The 18022-nt window shown below is 68.6% G+C and carries 19 protein-coding genes; 9 read left to right on the top strand and 10 right to left on the bottom strand.

Annotation, left to right across the window (positions count from 1 at the left end; all coding sequences use genetic code 11):
* The 4 genes from ACJEIK_RS06230 to ACJEIK_RS06245 all read right to left on the bottom strand — a co-directional run bounded on the left by ACJEIK_RS06230 (nt 1) and on the right by ACJEIK_RS06245 (nt 4703).
* A complete protein-coding gene (locus ACJEIK_RS06230) occupies nt 1–1134 on the bottom strand; it encodes an Mrp/NBP35 family ATP-binding protein (RefSeq protein ID WP_061007146.1) in 1134 nt (377 codons plus the stop codon).
* A 43-nt stretch (nt 1135–1177) separates the two neighbouring features.
* Nucleotides 1178–2680: a lytic transglycosylase domain-containing protein gene (locus ACJEIK_RS06235; protein ID WP_409431200.1), complete on the bottom strand. Its 1503-nt coding sequence runs from the start codon at nt 2678–2680 to the stop codon at nt 1178–1180.
* 119 nt (nt 2681–2799) lie between these two features.
* Nucleotides 2800–3393 carry a DUF1003 domain-containing protein gene (locus ACJEIK_RS06240; protein ID WP_409431201.1) on the bottom strand — a complete coding sequence of 198 codons (594 nt, stop codon included), beginning with the start codon at nt 3391–3393 and terminating at the stop codon, nt 2800–2802.
* Nucleotides 3390–4703 carry a magnesium transporter MgtE N-terminal domain-containing protein gene (locus ACJEIK_RS06245; protein ID WP_061007144.1) on the bottom strand — a complete coding sequence of 438 codons (1314 nt, stop codon included), beginning with the start codon at nt 4701–4703 and terminating at the stop codon, nt 3390–3392. Before ACJEIK_RS06245 ends, ACJEIK_RS06240 begins: the two co-directional genes overlap by 4 nt.
* Before the next feature lie 25 nt (nt 4704–4728).
* On the opposite strand from ACJEIK_RS06245, the gene ACJEIK_RS06250 reads away from it, so the two are divergent.
* On the top strand, nt 4729–5694 hold the full coding sequence (locus ACJEIK_RS06250; RefSeq protein ID WP_061007143.1) for a CoA ester lyase: 966 nt from the start codon (nt 4729–4731) through the stop codon (nt 5692–5694).
* A 10-nt stretch (nt 5695–5704) separates the two neighbouring features.
* On the opposite strand, the gene ACJEIK_RS06255 is transcribed toward ACJEIK_RS06250, so the two are convergent.
* Complete coding sequence (locus ACJEIK_RS06255) at nt 5705–5935, bottom strand: DUF4190 domain-containing protein (RefSeq protein ID WP_061007142.1); 231 nt, start codon at nt 5933–5935, stop codon at nt 5705–5707.
* On the bottom strand, nt 5932–6591 hold the full coding sequence (locus tag ACJEIK_RS06260; protein WP_409431202.1) for a DUF4190 domain-containing protein: 660 nt from the start codon (nt 6589–6591) through the stop codon (nt 5932–5934). The genes ACJEIK_RS06255 and ACJEIK_RS06260 overlap by 4 nt, the downstream gene beginning before the upstream one ends.
* Nucleotides 6592–6671: 80 nt before the next feature.
* On the opposite strand from ACJEIK_RS06260, the gene ACJEIK_RS06265 reads away from it, so the two are divergent.
* The 6 genes from ACJEIK_RS06265 (at nt 6672) to ACJEIK_RS06290 (ending at nt 12232) form a co-directional block, all read left to right on the top strand.
* Nucleotides 6672–7172, top strand: coding sequence for a general stress protein (locus ACJEIK_RS06265; RefSeq protein WP_029121280.1), 501 nt, complete (start codon nt 6672–6674; stop codon nt 7170–7172).
* A gap of 168 nt (nt 7173–7340) precedes the next feature.
* Nucleotides 7341–8750 carry an ABC transporter substrate-binding protein gene (locus tag ACJEIK_RS06270; protein WP_374704282.1) on the top strand — a complete coding sequence of 470 codons (1410 nt, stop codon included), beginning with the start codon at nt 7341–7343 and terminating at the stop codon, nt 8748–8750.
* Complete coding sequence (locus ACJEIK_RS06275; RefSeq protein WP_061004138.1) at nt 8747–9625, top strand: carbohydrate ABC transporter permease; 879 nt, start codon at nt 8747–8749, stop codon at nt 9623–9625. Before ACJEIK_RS06270 ends, ACJEIK_RS06275 begins: the two co-directional genes overlap by 4 nt.
* A gap of 1 nt (nt 9626) precedes the next feature.
* Complete coding sequence (locus tag ACJEIK_RS06280; protein WP_409431203.1) at nt 9627–10463, top strand: carbohydrate ABC transporter permease; 837 nt, start codon at nt 9627–9629, stop codon at nt 10461–10463.
* 3 nt (nt 10464–10466) lie between these two features.
* Nucleotides 10467–11642 (top strand): ABC transporter ATP-binding protein, encoded by a 1176-nt coding sequence (locus ACJEIK_RS06285; protein WP_064858965.1) that lies wholly within the window; start codon nt 10467–10469, stop codon nt 11640–11642.
* Complete coding sequence (locus tag ACJEIK_RS06290) at nt 11639–12232, top strand: suppressor of fused domain protein (protein WP_409431204.1); 594 nt, start codon at nt 11639–11641, stop codon at nt 12230–12232. Before ACJEIK_RS06285 ends, ACJEIK_RS06290 begins: the two co-directional genes overlap by 4 nt.
* 3 nt (nt 12233–12235) lie before the next feature.
* Here the strand turns inward: ACJEIK_RS06290 and ACJEIK_RS06295 are convergent, their stop codons facing one another.
* Nucleotides 12236–12514, bottom strand: coding sequence for a hypothetical protein (locus ACJEIK_RS06295; protein WP_409431205.1), 279 nt, complete (start codon nt 12512–12514; stop codon nt 12236–12238).
* 87 nt (nt 12515–12601) lie between these two features.
* Nucleotides 12602–13708: a magnesium/cobalt transporter CorA gene (gene corA, locus ACJEIK_RS06300; RefSeq protein WP_409431206.1), complete on the bottom strand. Its 1107-nt coding sequence runs from the start codon at nt 13706–13708 to the stop codon at nt 12602–12604.
* A gap of 136 nt (nt 13709–13844) precedes the next feature.
* Between corA and ACJEIK_RS06305 the strand changes: the two genes are divergently transcribed.
* Nucleotides 13845–14987: an NADP-dependent malic enzyme gene (locus ACJEIK_RS06305; protein ID WP_061004157.1), complete on the top strand. Its 1143-nt coding sequence runs from the start codon at nt 13845–13847 to the stop codon at nt 14985–14987.
* Nucleotides 14988–14992: 5 nt separating this feature from the next.
* Nucleotides 14993–15853 carry a glycine betaine ABC transporter substrate-binding protein gene (locus ACJEIK_RS06310; protein ID WP_061009865.1) on the top strand — a complete coding sequence of 287 codons (861 nt, stop codon included), beginning with the start codon at nt 14993–14995 and terminating at the stop codon, nt 15851–15853.
* 311 nt (nt 15854–16164) lie between these two features.
* Here the strand turns inward: ACJEIK_RS06310 and ACJEIK_RS06315 are convergent, their stop codons facing one another.
* Together ACJEIK_RS06315 and ACJEIK_RS06320 are read right to left on the bottom strand one after the other, a co-directional pair.
* Nucleotides 16165–16995: an SDR family NAD(P)-dependent oxidoreductase gene (locus ACJEIK_RS06315; RefSeq protein WP_061004151.1), complete on the bottom strand. Its 831-nt coding sequence runs from the start codon at nt 16993–16995 to the stop codon at nt 16165–16167.
* A gap of 29 nt (nt 16996–17024) precedes the next feature.
* The gene (locus ACJEIK_RS06320; protein ID WP_061004153.1) at nt 17025–17861 is read right to left on the bottom strand and encodes an SDR family oxidoreductase; all 837 of its coding nucleotides are present in this window, start codon (nt 17859–17861) and stop codon (nt 17025–17027) included.
* Nucleotides 17862–18022 lie beyond the last annotated feature (161 nt).

Raw genomic sequence — 18022 nt, forward strand, 5'->3', positions numbered from 1 at the left:
TCAGCGCCCGGCCGGGTCGAGCCCGAGCGACATGCCCGCCAGTCCGCGCTTGCGGCTGGACAATTTGTCGGCGACACCGCGCAGTGCTTTTCCGGCAGCCGAGTCGGGATCGGACAGCACCAGAGGCACACCGGTGTCGCCGGCGCTCACGAGCTGCGGGTCCAGCGGGACCTGGCCCAACAGCGGAACCTCGGCACCGACTGTGCGCGTGAGGCTTTCGGCGACCTGCGCGCCGCCGCCCGCGCCGAACAGCTGCATCGTGGTGCCGTCGGGCAGGGTCAGTCCGGACATGTTCTCGACGACGCCGACGATGCGCTGACGGGTCTGGACCGCGATGGCGCCGGCGCGCTCGGCGACCTCGGCGGCAGCCATCTGCGGTGTGGTGACGACGAGGATTTCGGCGCCTGGGATCAACTGCGCCACCGAGATGGCGATGTCGCCCGTGCCGGGCGGCAGGTCGAGCAGCAGGACGTCGAGGTCACCCCAGTACACGTCGGCCAGGAACTGCTGCAGCGCCCGGTGCAGCATCGGCCCGCGCCACACCACCGGGGTGTTGCCCTGGGTGAACATCGCGATGGAGATGACCTTCACATCGTGCGAAACCGGCGGCAGGATCATCGAATCCACCTGGGTGGGGCGATCCTGCACACCCATCATCCGGGGCACCGAGTGGCCGTAGATGTCGGCGTCGAGCAGGCCGACCGACAGGCCCTTGGCGGCCAGCGCGGCTGCCAGGTTCACCGTCACGCTGGACTTGCCGACGCCACCCTTGCCCGACGCCACGGCGTACACCCGGGTCAGCGAGCCGGGCTGGGCGAACGGGATGACCGGTTCCTTGTCGTCGCCGCGCAGCAGCTTGCGCAGCTCGGCGCGCTGCTCGTCGTTCATCACGTCGAGGGTGACCTTGACGGCCCCGGTGCCCGGCACGTCGGTGACGGCCGCGGTGACCCGATCGGTGATCTCGGTTTTCTTCGGGCAGGCCGACGTGGTCAGATAGATCTCGACGTGCACAGCGCCATCGGACTCGACCGTGATGTCCTTGACCATGCCGACCTCGGTGATCGGACGGCGCAGTTCAGGATCGATGACTTTGCCCAGTGCGGCGCGCACGGCGGCTTTCAGCTCAGCAGACATTACTCGCGAGTTTATAACTGCCGGTCAGCGCACCGGCAGCTGGTCATGGTAGGCCAGGAAAGGCGGGCGGCGGCGGACCCATGGCCTCCGCGGGCAGCGGACCGGCGGGAGCCGGTGCTGCCGGGACCGCCGCCGGACCGGGCGCGGGTCCCGGTGCGGCGCCGACCGGGCCGGCGGCCGGCGTGCCGACGCCCACTGCGGTGATCGGAATGGGTCCCGGGGGAGCCGGTGCCGGCGCGACGGGCGCGGGCGGCGGAGCTTGCGGCAGCAGGAACGGCGGCAGGTTGAACGGGTTGGGTGCGGGTGCGTCCAGTGCCGGCGCATCCGGGGCGGGGATGGGCGCCGCGCTCGGCACCGGGCCGCCCTGCAGGCAGAACACCGCGCAGTTCTGTTTCGGTTCGGCGGGGCCGGGCAGCGGACCCATACGACCCATCTGCAGCGCGGGCGTCATCGCCAGCGGATCGTCGGACGGCAGGCCCATGGCGTTGATCGGCAGTCCGGGCCCCAGTCCCTCGGGGTTGTCCAGGTGCTGGTCGCCGATGGCGGGCGGCGGGCCGACGATCGGTGGCAGATCGACCGGGGCGATACCGGTGACGTAGGCCTTGGCCCAACCCAGCACGTTCTGGGCGTAGGGCATCGAGTTGTTGTAGCGCAGGATCGCGGTCAGCACCTGGGACGGATCACGCAGGTTCAGCCCGCCGCTGCACAGGTAACGCGCCGCGGCCAGGGAGGCGTCGTAGACGTTCTGCACGTCGGGCTTGCCGTCGCCGATGGCGTCCGCGGCGTACCGGGCCCAGGTGCCGGGCAGGAACTGCATGGGTCCCAGCGCCCGCGCGTAGGTCACCCGCCCGGCCGAGATGCTCTGCACGATGACCTCGTTGCCGGCCAGCGTGCCGTCGAGGACAGGTCCGAGGATCGGGGTGAGCGCCGTGCCCCGCGCGTCGGTGGCGCCGCTGTTGGCGTGGCCGGACTCGATGCGGCCGATACCGGCCAGCAGGTTCCAGCTGATCCCGCAGCCCGGTGCGTTGGTCGCCATGATCTTCTCGGCGGTGCGGTAGGCGTTGAGGACGACCGGCGGGATGCGCAGACCGCCGGGCGCCATCACCAGCGACGCCGGCGGCGGTGACAGCGCGGTGGTGGGGTCCATGTGCAGCGCGCGGGGCATCTGATCGGACGCGACGACCGTCGTACCGGCCCGGTTGCGGGGGCCGGGCGTGGTGGGGGTGACGGCCGCCAGCGGCGTGACGCCCGTGGTGGCGCTGGTGTGCGCGGTTGTTTGCCGAGTCGGCGCCGAACCGCCGACGGCAAGCATCAGGACCAGCGGCGCGACGACCGCGACACCGGCCAGCGGCCGGCGCAGTGCCTTGGCGATCTGCCGGCGACGGCCGGGTGCGGGTTCGGCAACGATGTCCGTGTCGTCGTCGACGGCCGCGTCGTAATCCTCGATGGTGTCGTCGACCAGCGCGGAGTCGCCGGAAAGTGCGTGGGATTCGGTAGTAGGCGCAGCGTCGTCCGCGAAATCAGCGGTGTCGCCCCCGTTGTGCACTAAGCCATCCTATGAAAGTGGAATACCGGAGTGACCCCGGTGACCTGTGTTGTGATCCAAGTCACCATACCTACTCCGCGGTCGGTTGTCGTAGCAATGATTCCGGAGAATAGAATCTCTTATTCGGCCGCGGTGGCGGAGTCGGCGGCGTCGGCCGGAGTGCCGCTGAAAGCGTCGTCGTCCTCGACCGGCGGCCGGGATTTTCCGGTCTTGCGTTTGCCGGATCCGCCCTTGCCACCGTTCTGCTGAGCAATCAACGCCCGCAGCTCGTCGAGTTCGCGGCGGAGGTAGTCGCGGGTCGCCACCTCGCCCACGGCCAGTCGCAGCGCGGCCAGTTCGCGGGCCAGGAACTCGGTGTCGGCCTTGGTCTGGGCCGCGCGCCGGCGGTCCTCTTCGAGCGACACGCGGTCCCGGTTCTCCTGGCGGTTCTGTGCCAGCAGGATCAGCGGCGCGGCGTACGCGGCCTGGGTCGAGAACGCCAGGTTCAGTAGGATGAACGGATACGGGTCGAATTGCAGGCTGATCGCGATCAGGTTGAAGGCGATCCAGATGACCACGATCACCGTCTGGATGAGCAGATATTTGCCCGTGCCCAGGAACCGGGCGATCGACTCACTGAACTGGCCGACGGCCTCGACGTCGACCCGCGGCGTCAGCCGGAAACGGGACGTGCGCGGGATGTCCAGGCGCTGCCGCGCCGAAGGCTCGCTCACCGGCCGGCTCCCGAGATGTTGTCAGTGATGGCCTGCGTCGAGTCCGGCCCCGGTTCGTCCGCGCTGCGCCAGCCCGACGGCAGCAGGTGGTCGAGCAGGTCGTCGACGGTGACGGCGCCCAGCAGGTGGTTCTCGTCGTCGACCACCGGTGCGGACACCAGGTTGTACGCGGCGAAGTAGCGCGTGACCTCGGCCAGTGAGCTGGTCGGGGACAGCACCGGCAGGTCGCTGTCGATGATGCCGCCGACCTGGCTGGCAGGCGGTTCGCGCAGCAGCCGCTGGGTGTGTACACAGCCCAGGTAGTGGCCGGTCGGTGTCGCGGTCGGTGGCCGGGTGACGAACGTCAGCGACGCCAGTGCCGGCGTCAGCTCGGGGTCGCGGACGCGGGCCAGTGCCTCGGCGACGGTGGTATCCGGGGTGAGCACGACGGGCTCGGGCGTCATCAGACCACCGGCGGTGTCGGGCGAGTGCTGCAGCAGTCGGCGCACCGGCTCGGAATCCTCGGGGTCCATGCGGTCCAGCAGCACGGCGGCCCGGGTGGCGTCGAGCTCACCGAGGAGGTCGGCGGCGTCGTCGGGGTCCATCTCTTCCAGCACGTCGGCGGCGCGCTCGGTGCCCAGCTGGTTGAGCAACTCAGCCTGTTCGGGTTCGGAGAGTTCCTGCAGGATGTCGGCCAGGCGGTCGTCGTCGAGGGCCTTGACGACTTCGTGGCGGCGCTTGGCCGGCAGGTCGCGCAGGGCGTCGGCGACCTCGACCGGACGCTGACCGTCGAACTGCTCGAGCAGTTGTGCCACCCCTTGTCCCGGCAGCGCGAGCGCCGACGGTGTCAGCCCGGTGACGTTCTGCCAGTCGACCACGTGCACCGTGGTGCGCCGGCCCAGCCGGCGGTGGCGCACCGCGACGCGGGTGACCAGCCAGTCGCGCGAGCGGGCCTGCTCGATTGCGAGGTCGACCACGACGACGTCGACGCCGGCGAGCTGTTCGAGCTGTGGGTCGGTGACGCGGACACGGGTGTCCAGAATCTGTCCGAGCACGAGGGCCTCGCCGGGGCGCTGTTCGAACCGGCGCAGCGAGATCGTCGCCCCCGTCAGGGTGACCGAGTTGTGCTCGATGGACGTCACCCGCAGGATCGGGACGAAAATCCTTCGGCGCGTGGTCAGCTCGACGACGAGGCCGAGCACCCGTGGTTGGTGCCGGACGATGCCCATGCTCACGACCACGTCGCGGACCCGGCCGACCGACTCTCCGTCGGGGCCCAGCACGACCAGTCCAGCGAGTCTGGCCACGTAGACCCTGTTGACCGCCACCATGCACCACAGGGTAGAGAGTGGGGTCGTGGAGAACCTGTATCGGCCCCGCCGTACCTGCCTGTCCGTCCCGGGTAGTAGCGACAAGATGATCGCCAAGGCGAAGACGTTGCCCGCCGATCAGGTGTTCCTCGACCTCGAGGACGCGGTGGCCGCCGACGCCAAGGCCACGGCACGGACGCGGGTGGCACAGGCGCTGTGCGAGCCGGGCTGGGCGGGCCAGCTGCGCGGCCTCCGGGTCAACGACTGGACCACACCGTGGACGTACGCCGACGTGATCGAGGTCGTCACCGCGGTCGCGCGCGGCGGTGGCGAGCTTGACGTCATCGTGCTGCCGAAGGTCAGCGACGTCTCGCACGTGCAGGCCCTCGATCTGTTGCTGACGCAGCTGGAGCGCACGCACGGACTGCCCGTCGGCCGCATCGGCATCGAAGCGCAGATCGAGGACGCCAAGGGGCTCGTCAACGCCGACGCCATCGCCGGCGGGCCGCGGGTGCAGGCACTGATCTTCGGGCCGGGCGATCTGATGGCGAGCCTCAACATGCGCACGCTGGTCGTGGGGGAGCAGCCTGTCGGTTACGGCGTCGGCGACGCCTATCACCACGTGCTGATGACGATCCTGGTGGCAGCGCGGGCACACGGCATCAACGCCATCGACGGCCCGTACTTCAAGGTGAAGGACACCGAGGCGTTCACGCGCGTCGCCGGGCAGACCGCGGCGCTCGGGTACGACGGCAAGTGGGTGCTGCACCCCGACCAGATCGCCGCCGGGAACGAGATCTTCAGTCCGCGGCAGGCGGATTACGACCACGCCGAGCTGATCCTCGAGGCCTACGAATGGCATACCTCGCAGGCCGGCGGCGCCCGCGGCGCGGTGCTGCTGGGCGACGAGATGATCGACGAGGCCAGCCGCAAGATGGCGCTCGTGATCGCGGGCAAGGGCCGCGCGGCCGGGATGACGCGCACTGGCGAGCGGTTCACTCCGCCCGCGTGAGCGGGCCGGCCTAGCCGCCGAGGATCAGGACGACCAGAAACAGGTTGAGCAGGAACGCCAGCGCGCCGCACACGATGCCGATCACGGCCAGCAGGCTCCCGCGGGTGCCGCTGCCGGGGATGCGCTCGTAGGCGACCACGCCGAGCCCGACGCCGATGAGCGCCACGGGGCCCAACACCACGCCGGCCAGCGCGCACACGACCGAGCCGACCGCCAGCCGGTTCACCCGTGCGCCGATCACAAGGTCGGGTCTTGGCGTGATGCCCAGTCGACCAGCACCACGAAGCCGACCAGGCCGACGATGAGGGTGATGGCACCGATGACGATGCCTGCGATCGCCATGTTCCTGCCGTTGGTCTGCGGCCGGCCCTTGCTCTGCGCCAAGGCGACGATGCCCAAGATGATGCCGAGCAGTGAGCCCGCCGGGCCGAACACGAAGCAGATGAAGTACAGCGGCAGTGCGATCAGTGAACTCACCAGTGACCCGATGGCCATGCCGTCGCTGGACCTCGGTGCCGGGTACGACGAGTACAGCGGCGGCGGCAGGTAACCGGCCGGCGGCGGAAATCCTGGTGGCGGTGGGAATCCCGGTGGCGGTGGGGGCGTCGCCGGTGGGCCGTACGGACCCGCGGGCGGGGCGCCGTAGAAGCCTGGCGGCGGCCCGGGAGGTGCGGGAAACGGACCCGTCGGTGGCTGCGGCGGGACCTGCGGCGCCGGGGTGGGCGGCGGCTGCTGCCAGGGCGCACCGGTGGGCCCGGTTTCTTCGATCGCGGGGTATTCGTACACCGGATAGTCGCTGGTCGCTTCGGCATCGGTGCCGGTCGGCCGGGGCGCGGAACCGCCCGGCCCCGACGGATCCCAGGAGGGTTGGCCCGACTGCCCGCCCGGACTTGTCATGCCGACCAACCTAGCGCACGAGTTCATGGCATCGTGGTAGCCGAAACGCGTTCCGAGGCGAGTGACAGGAGACCAGGGGAATGACGAATCCGCTGCAGCCCGACCGGACCCCGGGCCCGGGTGGACAGCCCGGATTGCCGACTCCGCCGAAGGGCTGGCCCATCGGTTCCTACCCCACCTACGCCGAGGCGCAGCGCGCCGTCGATTACCTGTCAGACCAAGAGTTTCCGGTGCAGCACGTGACCATCGTGGGCGTCGACCTGATGCAGGTGGAGCGCGTCACCGGGCGGCTCACCTGGCCGCGGGTGCTGACCGGCGGCATCCTGACCGGTGCGTGGCTGGGTCTGTTCATCGGGCTGGTGCTCGGGCTTTTCGGCACCAACGCGTGGGGCTCGCTGTTCACCGGCCTGATCGCCGGCATCTTCTTCGGCTTGATCACCTCGGGCGTGCAGTATGCGATGTCGCGCGGCACAAGGGATTTCAGCTCCACCATGCAGCTCGTCGCGGGTCGCTACGACGTCCTGTGCGATCCGGTTTGTGCCGAGCAGGGCCGCGACCTGCTGGGCCGCCTTTCGCTGTAGTGGCCGGCGGCCCCGCCGCCTGATCCCCTCCGGCCCCGCCGCCTGATCCGCACCTGGCTCGCCGCTCAGGCACACGATCGGCTCCTGACGTCGCCGATATGTTGCACGGCACACCTTCTGCGCTCTACGGTTTGCGCGCGGGAGGTTCCCGTGAGACAGGAGGCGTCCGTGGTGCGCGCGGGAAAGCTGCGGGCTGCGCTGGCATCAGGTGCGGCGGCGTGCACGGCCGCCACGTTGGTATCCGCCTGCGGTTCCGGTGCGGGCGGCACCGTCGTCAACTTCTACACCTCGGCCAATGAGATGGCGACGTTCTCGGCCGTCGCCAAGCGGTGCAACGCCGAACTCGGCGGCCGCTTCAGCATCAAGCAGATCAGCCTGCCCAAGGGCGCCGACGATCAGCGGCTGCAGCTGGCCCGCCGGCTGACCGGCAACGACAAGACCCTCGACATCATGGGCCTGGACGTGGTGTGGACCGCGGAGTTCGCCGAAGCCGGCTGGGCCGTGCCGCTGGCCGACGACCCGGCCGGAAAAGCGGAAGCCGACGCCGCCGACGACACCCTGCCCGGACCGCTCAAGACGGCGCAGTGGCAGGGCCGCCTGTTCGCCGCGCCCATCACGACCAACACCCAAATGCTCTGGTACCGGGCCGATCTGATGCCCGAGCCGCCGGCGACCTGGGATGACATGGTGGCGCAGGCGACCAAGCTGCACGCCGCCGGTGGACCCAGCTGGATCGCCGTGCAGGGCAAGCAGTACGAGGGCCTGGTGGTCTGGTTCAACACCTTGCTGACCAGCGCCGGCGGCAGCGTGCTGTCCGACGACGGCAAGACCGTCACCCTGACCGACACCCCCGAGCATCGCGCCGCGACCGTCAAGGCGCTGCAGGTCATCAAGTCGGTGGCCACCGCGCCCGGCGCCGACCCGTCCATCACCCAGACCGACGAGGGGACGGCCCGGCTGGCACTCGAGCAGGGCAAGGCCGCGCTCGAGGTGAACTGGCCGTTCGTGCTGCCGTCACTGCTGGAGAACGCGGTCAAGGGTGGCGTGCCGTTCCTGCCGCTGAACGAGCGCGCGGAGCTCAAGAGCGCCATCAACGACGTCGGTACCTTCGCGCCCGACGATGCGCAGTTCACGACGGCCTACGACGAGAGCAAGAAGGTGTTCGGCTTCGCGGATTACCCGGGGGTGCAGCCCGGGGTGCCGGCCAAGGTCACCATCGGTGGGCTGAATCTGGCTGTGGGCAAGGACAGTACGCACAAGGCCGAGGCCTTCGAGGCCATCCGGTGCATGCGCAGCGCGGCCAATCAGGAGTTCACGTCGGTGGAGGGCGGGCTGCCCGCGGTGCGCGCGTCGCTGTACGACGATCCCAAGTTCCAGGCCAAGTATCCGCAGTACGCGGTGATCCGTCGCCAGCTCGCGGATGCCGCGGTGCGGCCGGCCACGCCGCAGTATCAGGCGGTGTCGACGCGGATTTCGGCGACGCTGGCCCCGATCACCAAGATCGACCCGCAGCGCACCGCCGACAAGCTGGCCTCCGAGGTGCAACAGGCGATCGACGGCAAGGGGCTGATCCCGTGAGCCGTGGAACCGCCGACAGGCGCCTCGCCTATGCGCTGATCGCGCCCGCCGTGCTGGTGATGCTGGCGGTGGCCGCGTATCCCGTCGCCTACGCGGTGTGGCTGAGCCTGCACCGGGACAACCTCGCCGCGCCGGCGGAGACCCGGTTCGTGGGTCTGGACAACTACGCGACGATCCTCACCGACCACTACTGGTGGACGGCCTTCGTGGTCACGCTCGGTATCACGGTGGTGTCGGTGGCCATCGAGTTCGTGCTCGGCATGACGCTGGCGGTGGTGATGCACCGGACCGTCTTCGGCAGCTCGGTGGTGCGCACCGCCATCCTGATCCCGTACGGCATCGTGACCGTGGCCGCTTCCTACAGTTGGTATTACGCGTGGACGCCGGGCACCGGCTACCTCGCGAATCTGCTGCCCACGGGCAGCGCGCCGCTGACCGAACAGCTGCCGTCGCTGGCCATCGTGGTGCTCGCCGAGGTGTGGAAGACGACGCCGTTCATGTCGCTGCTGCTGTTGGCGGGGCTGGTGCTGGTGCCGCGGGAACTGCTCGACGCCGCCCAGATGGACGGCGCGGGCCGCTGGCAGCGGTTCGCGAAAGTCACGCTGCCGCTGATGAAGCCGGCGATCCTGGTGGCGCTGCTGTTCCGCACGCTCGATGCGTTCCGCATCTTCGACAACATCTACGTGCTCACCGGCGGCACCAACAACACCGGCTCGGTGTCGATCCTGGGTTACGACAACCTGTTCAAGGCGTTCAACATCGGCCTGGGATCGGCGATCAGCGTCCTGATCTTCGCGACCGTCGCGATCATCGCGTTCATCTACATCAAGATCTTCGGTGCCGCGGCGCCCGGTGCGGAAGCCGAGGTGCGGTGACATGAGCGATCAGACACGTGGTGGCCAGCTCGCCGGCTGGGGCGTGGTCAACGTCCTGGTGGTGGTCTACGCGCTGCTGCCGGTGCTGTGGATCTTCTCGCTGTCCCTCAAGCCGACGTCAACGGTCAAGGACGGCAACCTGATTCCGCGTCAGGTCACGTTCGACAACTACAAGGGCATCTTCACCGGCGGCGGCTTCGGCTCGGCACTGATCAACTCGATCGGCATCGGGCTGATCACCACCGCCATCGCGGTGACGATCGGTGGCATGGCGGCCTACGCCGTGGCGCGGCTGGACTTTCCGGGCAAGCGGCTGTTGGTCGGCCTGTCGTTGCTGATCGCGATGTTTCCGCAGATCTCGCTGGTGACTCCGTTGTTCAACATCGAGCGCACCGTCGGGCTCTTCGATACCTGGCCGGGTCTGATCCTGCCGTACATCACCTTCGCGTTGCCGCTGGCGATCTACACCCTGTCGGCGTTCTTCCGGGAAATCCCCTGGGATTTGGAGAAGGCCGCCAAGATGGACGGTGCCACGCCGGGGCAGGCCTTCCGGAAGGTCATCGCACCACTCGCCGCGCCCGGCATCGTCACGGCAGCGATCCTGGTGTTCATCTTCGCCTGGAACGACCTGCTGCTGGCGTTGTCGCTGACCGCCACCCAGCGCGCCATCACCGCGCCGGTGGCGATCGCGAACTTCACGGGCAGTTCGCAATTCGAGGAGCCGACCGGTTCCATCGCCGCCGGGGCGATGGTCATCACGGTGCCCATCATCATCTTTGTTCTCATCTTCCAACGACGGATCGTCGCGGGCCTGACGTCCGGTGCGGTGAAGGGGTAGTTCATGGCCGAAATCGTTCTGGAGAACGTCACCAAGAGTTACGACGGCGGCGCCACGGCCGTGCAGGACCTGTCGCTCACCATCGCCGACGGTGAGTTCCTGATCCTGGTCGGGCCGTCGGGGTGCGGAAAATCCACCACTCTCAACATGATTGCCGGCCTGGAGGACATCAGCTCCGGCGAACTGCGCATCGGTGGCGAGCGGGTCAACGAGAAGGAGCCCCGCGACCGGGACATCGCGATGGTGTTCCAGTCCTATGCGCTCTACCCGCACATGACGGTGCGGCAGAACATCGCGTTCCCGCTCACCCTCGCGAAGATGCCGAAGGCCGAGATCGCGGCCAAGGTCGAGGAGACCGCGAAAATCCTTGACCTGACCGCACTTCTGGACCGCAAGCCCGCCCAGCTGTCCGGTGGCCAGCGTCAGCGCGTGGCGATGGGACGCGCCATCGTGCGCAGTCCCAAGGCCTTCCTGATGGACGAGCCGCTGTCCAACCTGGACGCCAAGCTGCGGGTGCAGATGCGCACCGAGATCGCCCGGCTGCAGGCCCGCCTCGGCACCACCACCGTCTACGTCACGCACGACCAGACCGAGGCGATGACGCTGGGGGACCGCGTCGTGGTGATGAGCGGCGGTGTCGCACAACAGGTCGGCACCCCCGACGAGCTGTACAACGAGCCGGCGAACCTGTTCGTCGCGGGCTTCATCGGCTCCCCGTCGATGAACTTCTTCCCGGCCACGCGGACCGACGTCGGGGTGCAGCTGCCGTTCGGTGAGGTCACCTTGAGCGACGAGGCCCGCGCGGCGCTGGACCAGCAGCGACCGTCGGCCGACCTGATCGCGGGCGTGCGTCCTGAGCAGTTCGACGACGCCTCGGTGATCGACGCCTACGCGCGCATCCAGTCGCTGACCTTCGAGGTCGACGCCGAGCTGGTGGAATCGCTCGGCGCGGACAAGTACGTGCACTTCCGGCTCGAAGGAGCCGGCGCCCAGGCGGCGCAGCTGGATCAGCTGGCCGACGACACCGCGGACGCCGGATCGAGCGAAAGCACTTACGTGGCACGGGTTTCGGCCAAGTCGTCCGCGACGGCGGGCAGTCGGGTCGAGCTGGCCCTGGACACGTCCAAACTGACGCTGTTCGACCCGGCGACGGGTCGCAACCTGTCATTGGCGCAGTGACCGACGTTCTCAGCGCGGTGCGCGCCCGTCTGACAACGCATTTCGCCGAGCGTGGCAGCACCGCCGAGCCGGTCGGCGCCAGCGTCACCTTCCTCGGCGCCGACCCCATCGAGGTGCTGCGTTACGGGCCGACCGACGGCGATGTGTATCACTATGCGTCGCTGGGCTGTTCGCGCTACCCCATGACCGACCCGATGGACATGGTGGCCGACGGGGTCAGCGGCCCGCGGGCGGAGGCGGTGCTGTCCCTGCGTGGCCCGACGCCGACGGCACTGGCCCGCTCGATCGCGGTGCTGGCATCGGCGCCGGCCGTCGAAGGCCTGATCCTGGAACCGGATGCGCTGATCGATCTCCAGCAGCCGGTCTGGCAGGGCGCGGCCTTCACCGCATTCCTGTTGGGCGCCAGCGAGATCGGCGACGTCGAGCTGCCCGAGCCGTATCAGCCGGTGCGGATCCTGAGTGCCACACCCATCACCGCCACCGAGGCCGCCTGGGTGCGGCTCAAGGGTGCGGACGCCATGCGTGACGCCTGGCGGCAGGACGGTGTCGACGTCCTCGATCAGCGGCGCCGGGCCGCCGAGCCCAGCTGACCGCTACGAGGTGTTGTTGGGGCAGGCGACGTCAGCCCACACGACGTCACCCTCGGCGGGTTCGTCGGAGGACGGGTTGTTGACCCGGACCACGGTGCAGCGGGGCAGGAGCACCGGCTTGTTGCCGTTGAGCCAGTTGATCCTGACGGTGTAGCCCTCGGCCTCGAGGTCTCTGATCACGGCGTCCGCGCCATTGGCGTGGGCGGCCGGCGCGGCGACGCCGGCAAGCGCAGCACTTGCGATGGCAACCGCCACCGCAAGGGATTTGGTTCCGAGCTTCATCTCGAAATCATGACTGGCCTGCGGCATCCCGCGACGCGTTTTACGAAAGATGCCGTTCACTCGCGCGTTGCCACGCGTTCGCCATGATTACAGCCAGTGGTTGTGGCGGAAGGTCCGGTACAGGCCCGTGCACACCAGCACCATCACCGTCAGGACGGCGAAATAGCCGTAATGCCAATGCAGTTCGGGCATGTTGTCGAAGTTCATGCCGTAGATGCCGGCGATCATCGTGGGCATCGCGGCAATGGCGACCCACGCCGAGATCTTGCGCATGTCCGCGTTCTGTTCCATGCCGACCTTGCCGAGCGCGGCCTGCACCAGCGAGCTCAGCATGTCGTCGAAGCCGGTGATCTGGTCGGCGGCCTGACTGTTGTGGTCGTGGACGTCGCGGATGTAGCGGCGGACTTCCTTCGAGATCAGGTCGTGGTGGTCGGACAGCAGCCGCTGCAGTGCCATCGTCAGGGGGTTCACCGAGTGCCGCAGCTCGACGACTTCGCGCTTGAGCAGGTAGATGCTCTCGATGTCGGTCTGGGTGTGCGGCGAGAACACGGCTTGCTCGATGGCGTCGATGTCGGTCTCGACCAGCGCGGTGACATCGAGATAGCTGTCCACCACATGGTCGGCGATGGCGTGCATCACCGCGTAGGGGCCCAGCGTCAGGATGGTGGGGGACTCGTCCAGTCGGTGCCGCACGCCGGCCAGTCCGCTGTGTTCACCGTGCCGGACCGTGACCACGAACTCGGGGCCGACGAACACCATGATCTCGCCCGTCTCGACGATCTCCCGGGCATTGGCCACGGACTCGTGCTCGATGTAGCTGACCGTCTTGAGCACCAGGAACAGGGTCTGGTCGTACCGCTCCAGCTTGGGCCGCTGATGGGCGCAGACCGCGTCCTCGACGGCCAGTTCGTGCAGCCCGAAGACGTCGGCGACGGCTTGCATCTGGTGCTGGTCGGGCTCGTGGAGCCCGATCCACACGAAGGCCTCCGCGCCGGCCGCGCGCAGTTCGCGCACCTTGGAGACGGCTGCGCCGTGGGTGTATTTGCCGGGTAGCCGCGCGCCCATGGAGTAGACGCCGCAGTCGACGGTGGCGCGGGTGACCGGCACGTGGATGGAGCTGGCATCGAGCCCGGCAGGCGCCTTTTTCGGGACCGGGCGGAAGTTCGATGGTTGGAGTGCGCGGAACGAGGGCATGCGGCTGACCTCCCGTGGGGCGGACTTCTCGGATCAGTAGACCAGTCGCAAATGCTACGCGGAACCGGCGAGTAACAATTGAGTGAAGTAGCCTGACGCGGTGTCAGATAAGTCAGGTGCTGTGCGCACACCCCAGGTGGTCATCGATGATGCGGAGATTTTCGCCGCCCACGAAGGGGGCAAGCTCTCCGTAGCCCTCAACGAGCCGCTGGATACCCAGCGCGCGTTGTCGATCGCCTATACCCCGGGCGTCGCGCAGGTCAGCCGTGCCATCGCGGCCGATGCGACCCTGGCGAAGAAGTACACCTGGGCCAACCGTCTGGTCGCCGTCGTGAGCGACGGCAGCGCGGTGCTGGGCCTCGGTGACATCGGCCCGGCGGCCTCCCTGCCGGTCATGGAGGGCAAGAGCGCCCTGTTCAAGACCTTCGGCGGCCTCGACTCCATCCCGATCGTGCTGGACACCAAGGACCCCGACGAGATCGTCGAGACCCTGATCCGGCTGCGTCCGACGTTCGGCGCCGTCAACCTGGAGGACATCTCCGCGCCGCGATGTTTCGAGATCGAGCGCCGCGTCATCGAGGCGCTGGACTGCCCCGTCATGCATGACGACCAGCACGGCACCGCCATCGTGGTGCTCGCCGCGCTGCTGGGCGCCACCAAGGTGCTCGAGCGCGACATGCACAACCTCAAGGTCGTGGTGTCTGGTGCCGGTGCGGCCGGTGTGGCCTGCACCAACATCATGCTGGCCAGCGGCATTCGCGACATCATCGTCCTCGACAGCAAGGGCGTCGTGCACTCCGGTCGTGACGACCTGAACTCCTTCAAGGCCGAGCTCGCCGGCCGCACCAACCCGCGTGGCGTGACCGGCGGCATCGCCGAGGCGCTCGACGGCGCCGACGTCTTCCTGGGCGTCTCGGCCGGCCTGGTGCCCGAGGAATTCATCGCCGAGATGGCGCCCAACGCCATCGTGTTCGCCCTGTCGAACCCGGACCCGGAGATCCACCCGGACGTCGCCCGCAAGTACGCCGCCGTCGTGGCGACCGGCCGCAGCGACTTCCCGAACCAGATCAACAACGTGCTGGCGTTCCCCGGCGTGTTCCGCGGCGCCCTGGACGCCGGTGCCCGCCGGATCACCGAGGCCATGAAAGTGGCTGCCGCAGAAGCCATCTTCTCGGTCGTGGGTGATGATCTGTCGGTCGACTACATCGTGCCCAGCGCGCTCGACCCGCGCGTGGGTCCGGCCGTGGCGGCCGCGGTGGCCGCCGCGTCGCAAGCCTGAGCACCATGAGCCGCCGGGTCGCGGCGGGCGGTGTGGCGCTGGCCGCACTGCTCACCGCGGCGACGGCGGGCTGCAGCAGCGGGCAATCCGTGCCGGGGCCGCCGGCGGTGACCGTCGGCGCCGCGCCGACCAGCGAGTCGAAACTGCTCGCTCATCTGTACTCGGCCGCACTGGGATATTTCGGTATCCCGACCCGGGTGCACCTGGTCCCGGATCCTGTTGCGGCCCTGGACTCCGCCGATGTGACGGTGGCGCCGGGGCTGACCGGCGAACTGCTCGCCAGGTTCGTCCCACACGCCACGGCACGGGCCGACGAACAGGTGTACCGGTCGATGATCTCGGCGCTGCCCGAAGGCGTCGCCGCCGCCGATTACACCGCGTCGGCGCAGGACAAGCCGGCTGCGGCGGTCGCCGCGGCCACCGCGGACCGTTGGGGCGCAAAGGATGTCGCGGCGCTGCCGGGCCATTGCGCCGGACTCTCGGTCGGAGTGGTGACGGGGGACGCGCACCCGGCTCGCGTGGGCGACTGCGTCCTGCCGGCCGCTCGTGAATTCAAGGACACCGCAAGCCTTTTCGACGCACTCAAGGCGGGTGCGGTGACCGTGGCGTGGACCTCGACCGCGGCGCCGGCCGCGCCGTCCGGCGTGACGGTGCTGACCGACCGGACCGCACTGATCCGCGCCGAGAACGTGGTGCCGCTGTATCGGCGCAACGTTCTCGCTGAGCAGCAGGTGTTGGCGCTCAACGGAATTGCCGGTGAACTGGACACCGCGACGCTGACCGACATGATCGGTCAGGTCGACAAGGGGGCCGATCCGGCCGCGGTGGCGGGTGCGTGGCTGGCCCAGCACCCGCTGGACCACTAGCCGAGCTGGCAACCCGCGGTGATCGCCGGTGATCCACACGCAACGGCGCTCACGAGCGGTGCGTAAACCTGGTGAGAAGTGCGTGGTTTCAATCCCGGGGGATCAGTAGTCGTCCTGATTGAAGCCACGCACCGTTCCGCGCTGCGAATCGTCCCTGGGTTCAATAAGAACTCGCGGATCGTCGCCCCGGTTGCACTCAGGGACTTTTCGCCCCGCCGCTGTTGGTGAACAACTTCAACCCGACCTCCGGCCGCCTCGCATCTCGGCGCCCGAGGGTAGGGCCAACCGCCAAACGACTATGCCCGGGAGACTCAACCGAGCCTGGGCAGGACCCGTCCCGCGATCGCCGCGAACAGCCCCTGGTAGGCGCCCGACCCGGTGATGCGGACGATCACGTCGACGATCTTGGCGTCCGGCCCGACCAGCACGCGGGCATGGCCCTTACGGACCGCTTCGAGAATGATCTGGGCGGCCCGTTCCGGGGTGGTCAGGGCGCCCCTGTCGAACAGCTTGTTCAGGCCCGCGGAGTCGATGTCGGCGGCCGCGGTCGAGTTGCGCACGATGTTGGTCTTGATGCCGCCCGGGTGCACCGTGGTGACCTTCACCGGATGGCCCGCCAGCTTCATTTCCTGCCGCAGCGCCTCGGTGAAGCCGCGGACGGCGAATTTGGCTGCGTTGTAAGCGGATTGGCTGGGCACCGCGAACAGGCCGAAGATGCTGGAGACGTTGACGACGTGCCCGTCGCCCGAGGCGATCAGGTGCGGCAGGAAGACCTTGGTGCCGTTGACGACGCCCCAGAAGTCGACGTCCATGACCCGCTCGATGTCCTTGAACTGGCTGACCTCGAGATCACCGGTGAACGCGATGCCGGCGTTGTTGTAGACCTGGTTGACCTTGCCGAAGTGCTTGACCACGTCGTCGGCATACAGCTCGAAGGCCTCCCGCTCGGCGACGTTCAGCCGGTCGGCTTTCACTTCGGCGCCGATGGCCTTGACCTGTTCCTCGGTCTTGGCCAGGCCCTCGGTGTCGATGTCGCTGATCGCCAGCGACGCACCCGAGCGCGCCAGTTCAATGGCCAGCGCCTGGCCGATACCCGACCCGGCTCCGGTGATCACGCAGACCTTGCCGGCGAATCCCTCCATGACCGCTCCTTTGCGTTGGGTGGTGGGTGTCAGTGCGAGCGCGACGGCATCACGCGGGACGTGACGCGGGAGAACAGATCCTGGTACGCGCCCGAGCCGGTGGCCCGGATGATCAGGTCCAGCAGCTTGGCGTCCGGTCCGACGAGCACGCGGGCGTGGCCCTTGCGGACCGCCTCCAGGATGATCTTGGCGGCGCGCTCGGGGGTGGTCTTGGCCAGCTTCGCGTCGAAGGTCTTGGCCAGCTCCTTCGGGTCGATGCCTTCGACCGCGGTGGAGTTGCGGGCGATACCGGTCTTCACGCCACCGGGGTGGACCGTGGTGACCTTGACGGGGTGGCCGGCGAGCTTCATCTCCTGGCGCAGCGCCTCGGTGAAGCCGCGGACGGCGAACTTGGAGGCGTTGTAGGCGGCCTGGCCGGGGACGGCGAACAGGCCGAAGACGCTGGAGACGTTGACGACGTGCCCGTCGCCCGAGGCGATCAGGTGCGGCAGGAATTCCTTGGTGCCGTTGACGACGCCCCAGAAGTTGACGTCCATGACCCGCTCGATGTCCTTGAACTGGCTGACCTCGATGTCGCCGGTGAAGGCGATGCCGGCGTTGTTGTAGATCTGGTTGACCTTGCCGAAGTGCTCGGCGACGGCGTCGGCGTAGAGGGCGAAGGCCTCGCGCTCGGTGACGTTGAGGCGGTCGGCCTTGACGGGGGCGCCGATGGCCTTGATCCGCTCTTCGGTCTCGGCGAGGCCCTCGGTGTTGACGTCACTGATCGCCAGCTTGGCGCCCGAGCGGGCGAGCTCGATGGCGAGGGCCTGACCGATACCCGATCCGGCTCCGGTGACGACACAGACTTTCCCGGCGAAGCCCTCCATGAACACTCCCTTGTGGTCGATGCGCTGCTGTTAGCGACAGTAGCCGGTACCGCCGGTGTCGGATAGCACCGGGTGGTGCCGCAGGAGCGGCGGTACTCAACGGTACCAAACCGCTCCCAACCTGTGAATCATGCAAGGAAACGGCCGCCGTGAGCGCATTT

This window comes from Mycobacterium sp. SMC-16, from assembly GCF_046250085.1.
GTDB classification, from domain to species: domain Bacteria; phylum Actinomycetota; class Actinomycetes; order Mycobacteriales; family Mycobacteriaceae; genus Mycobacterium; species Mycobacterium phocaicum.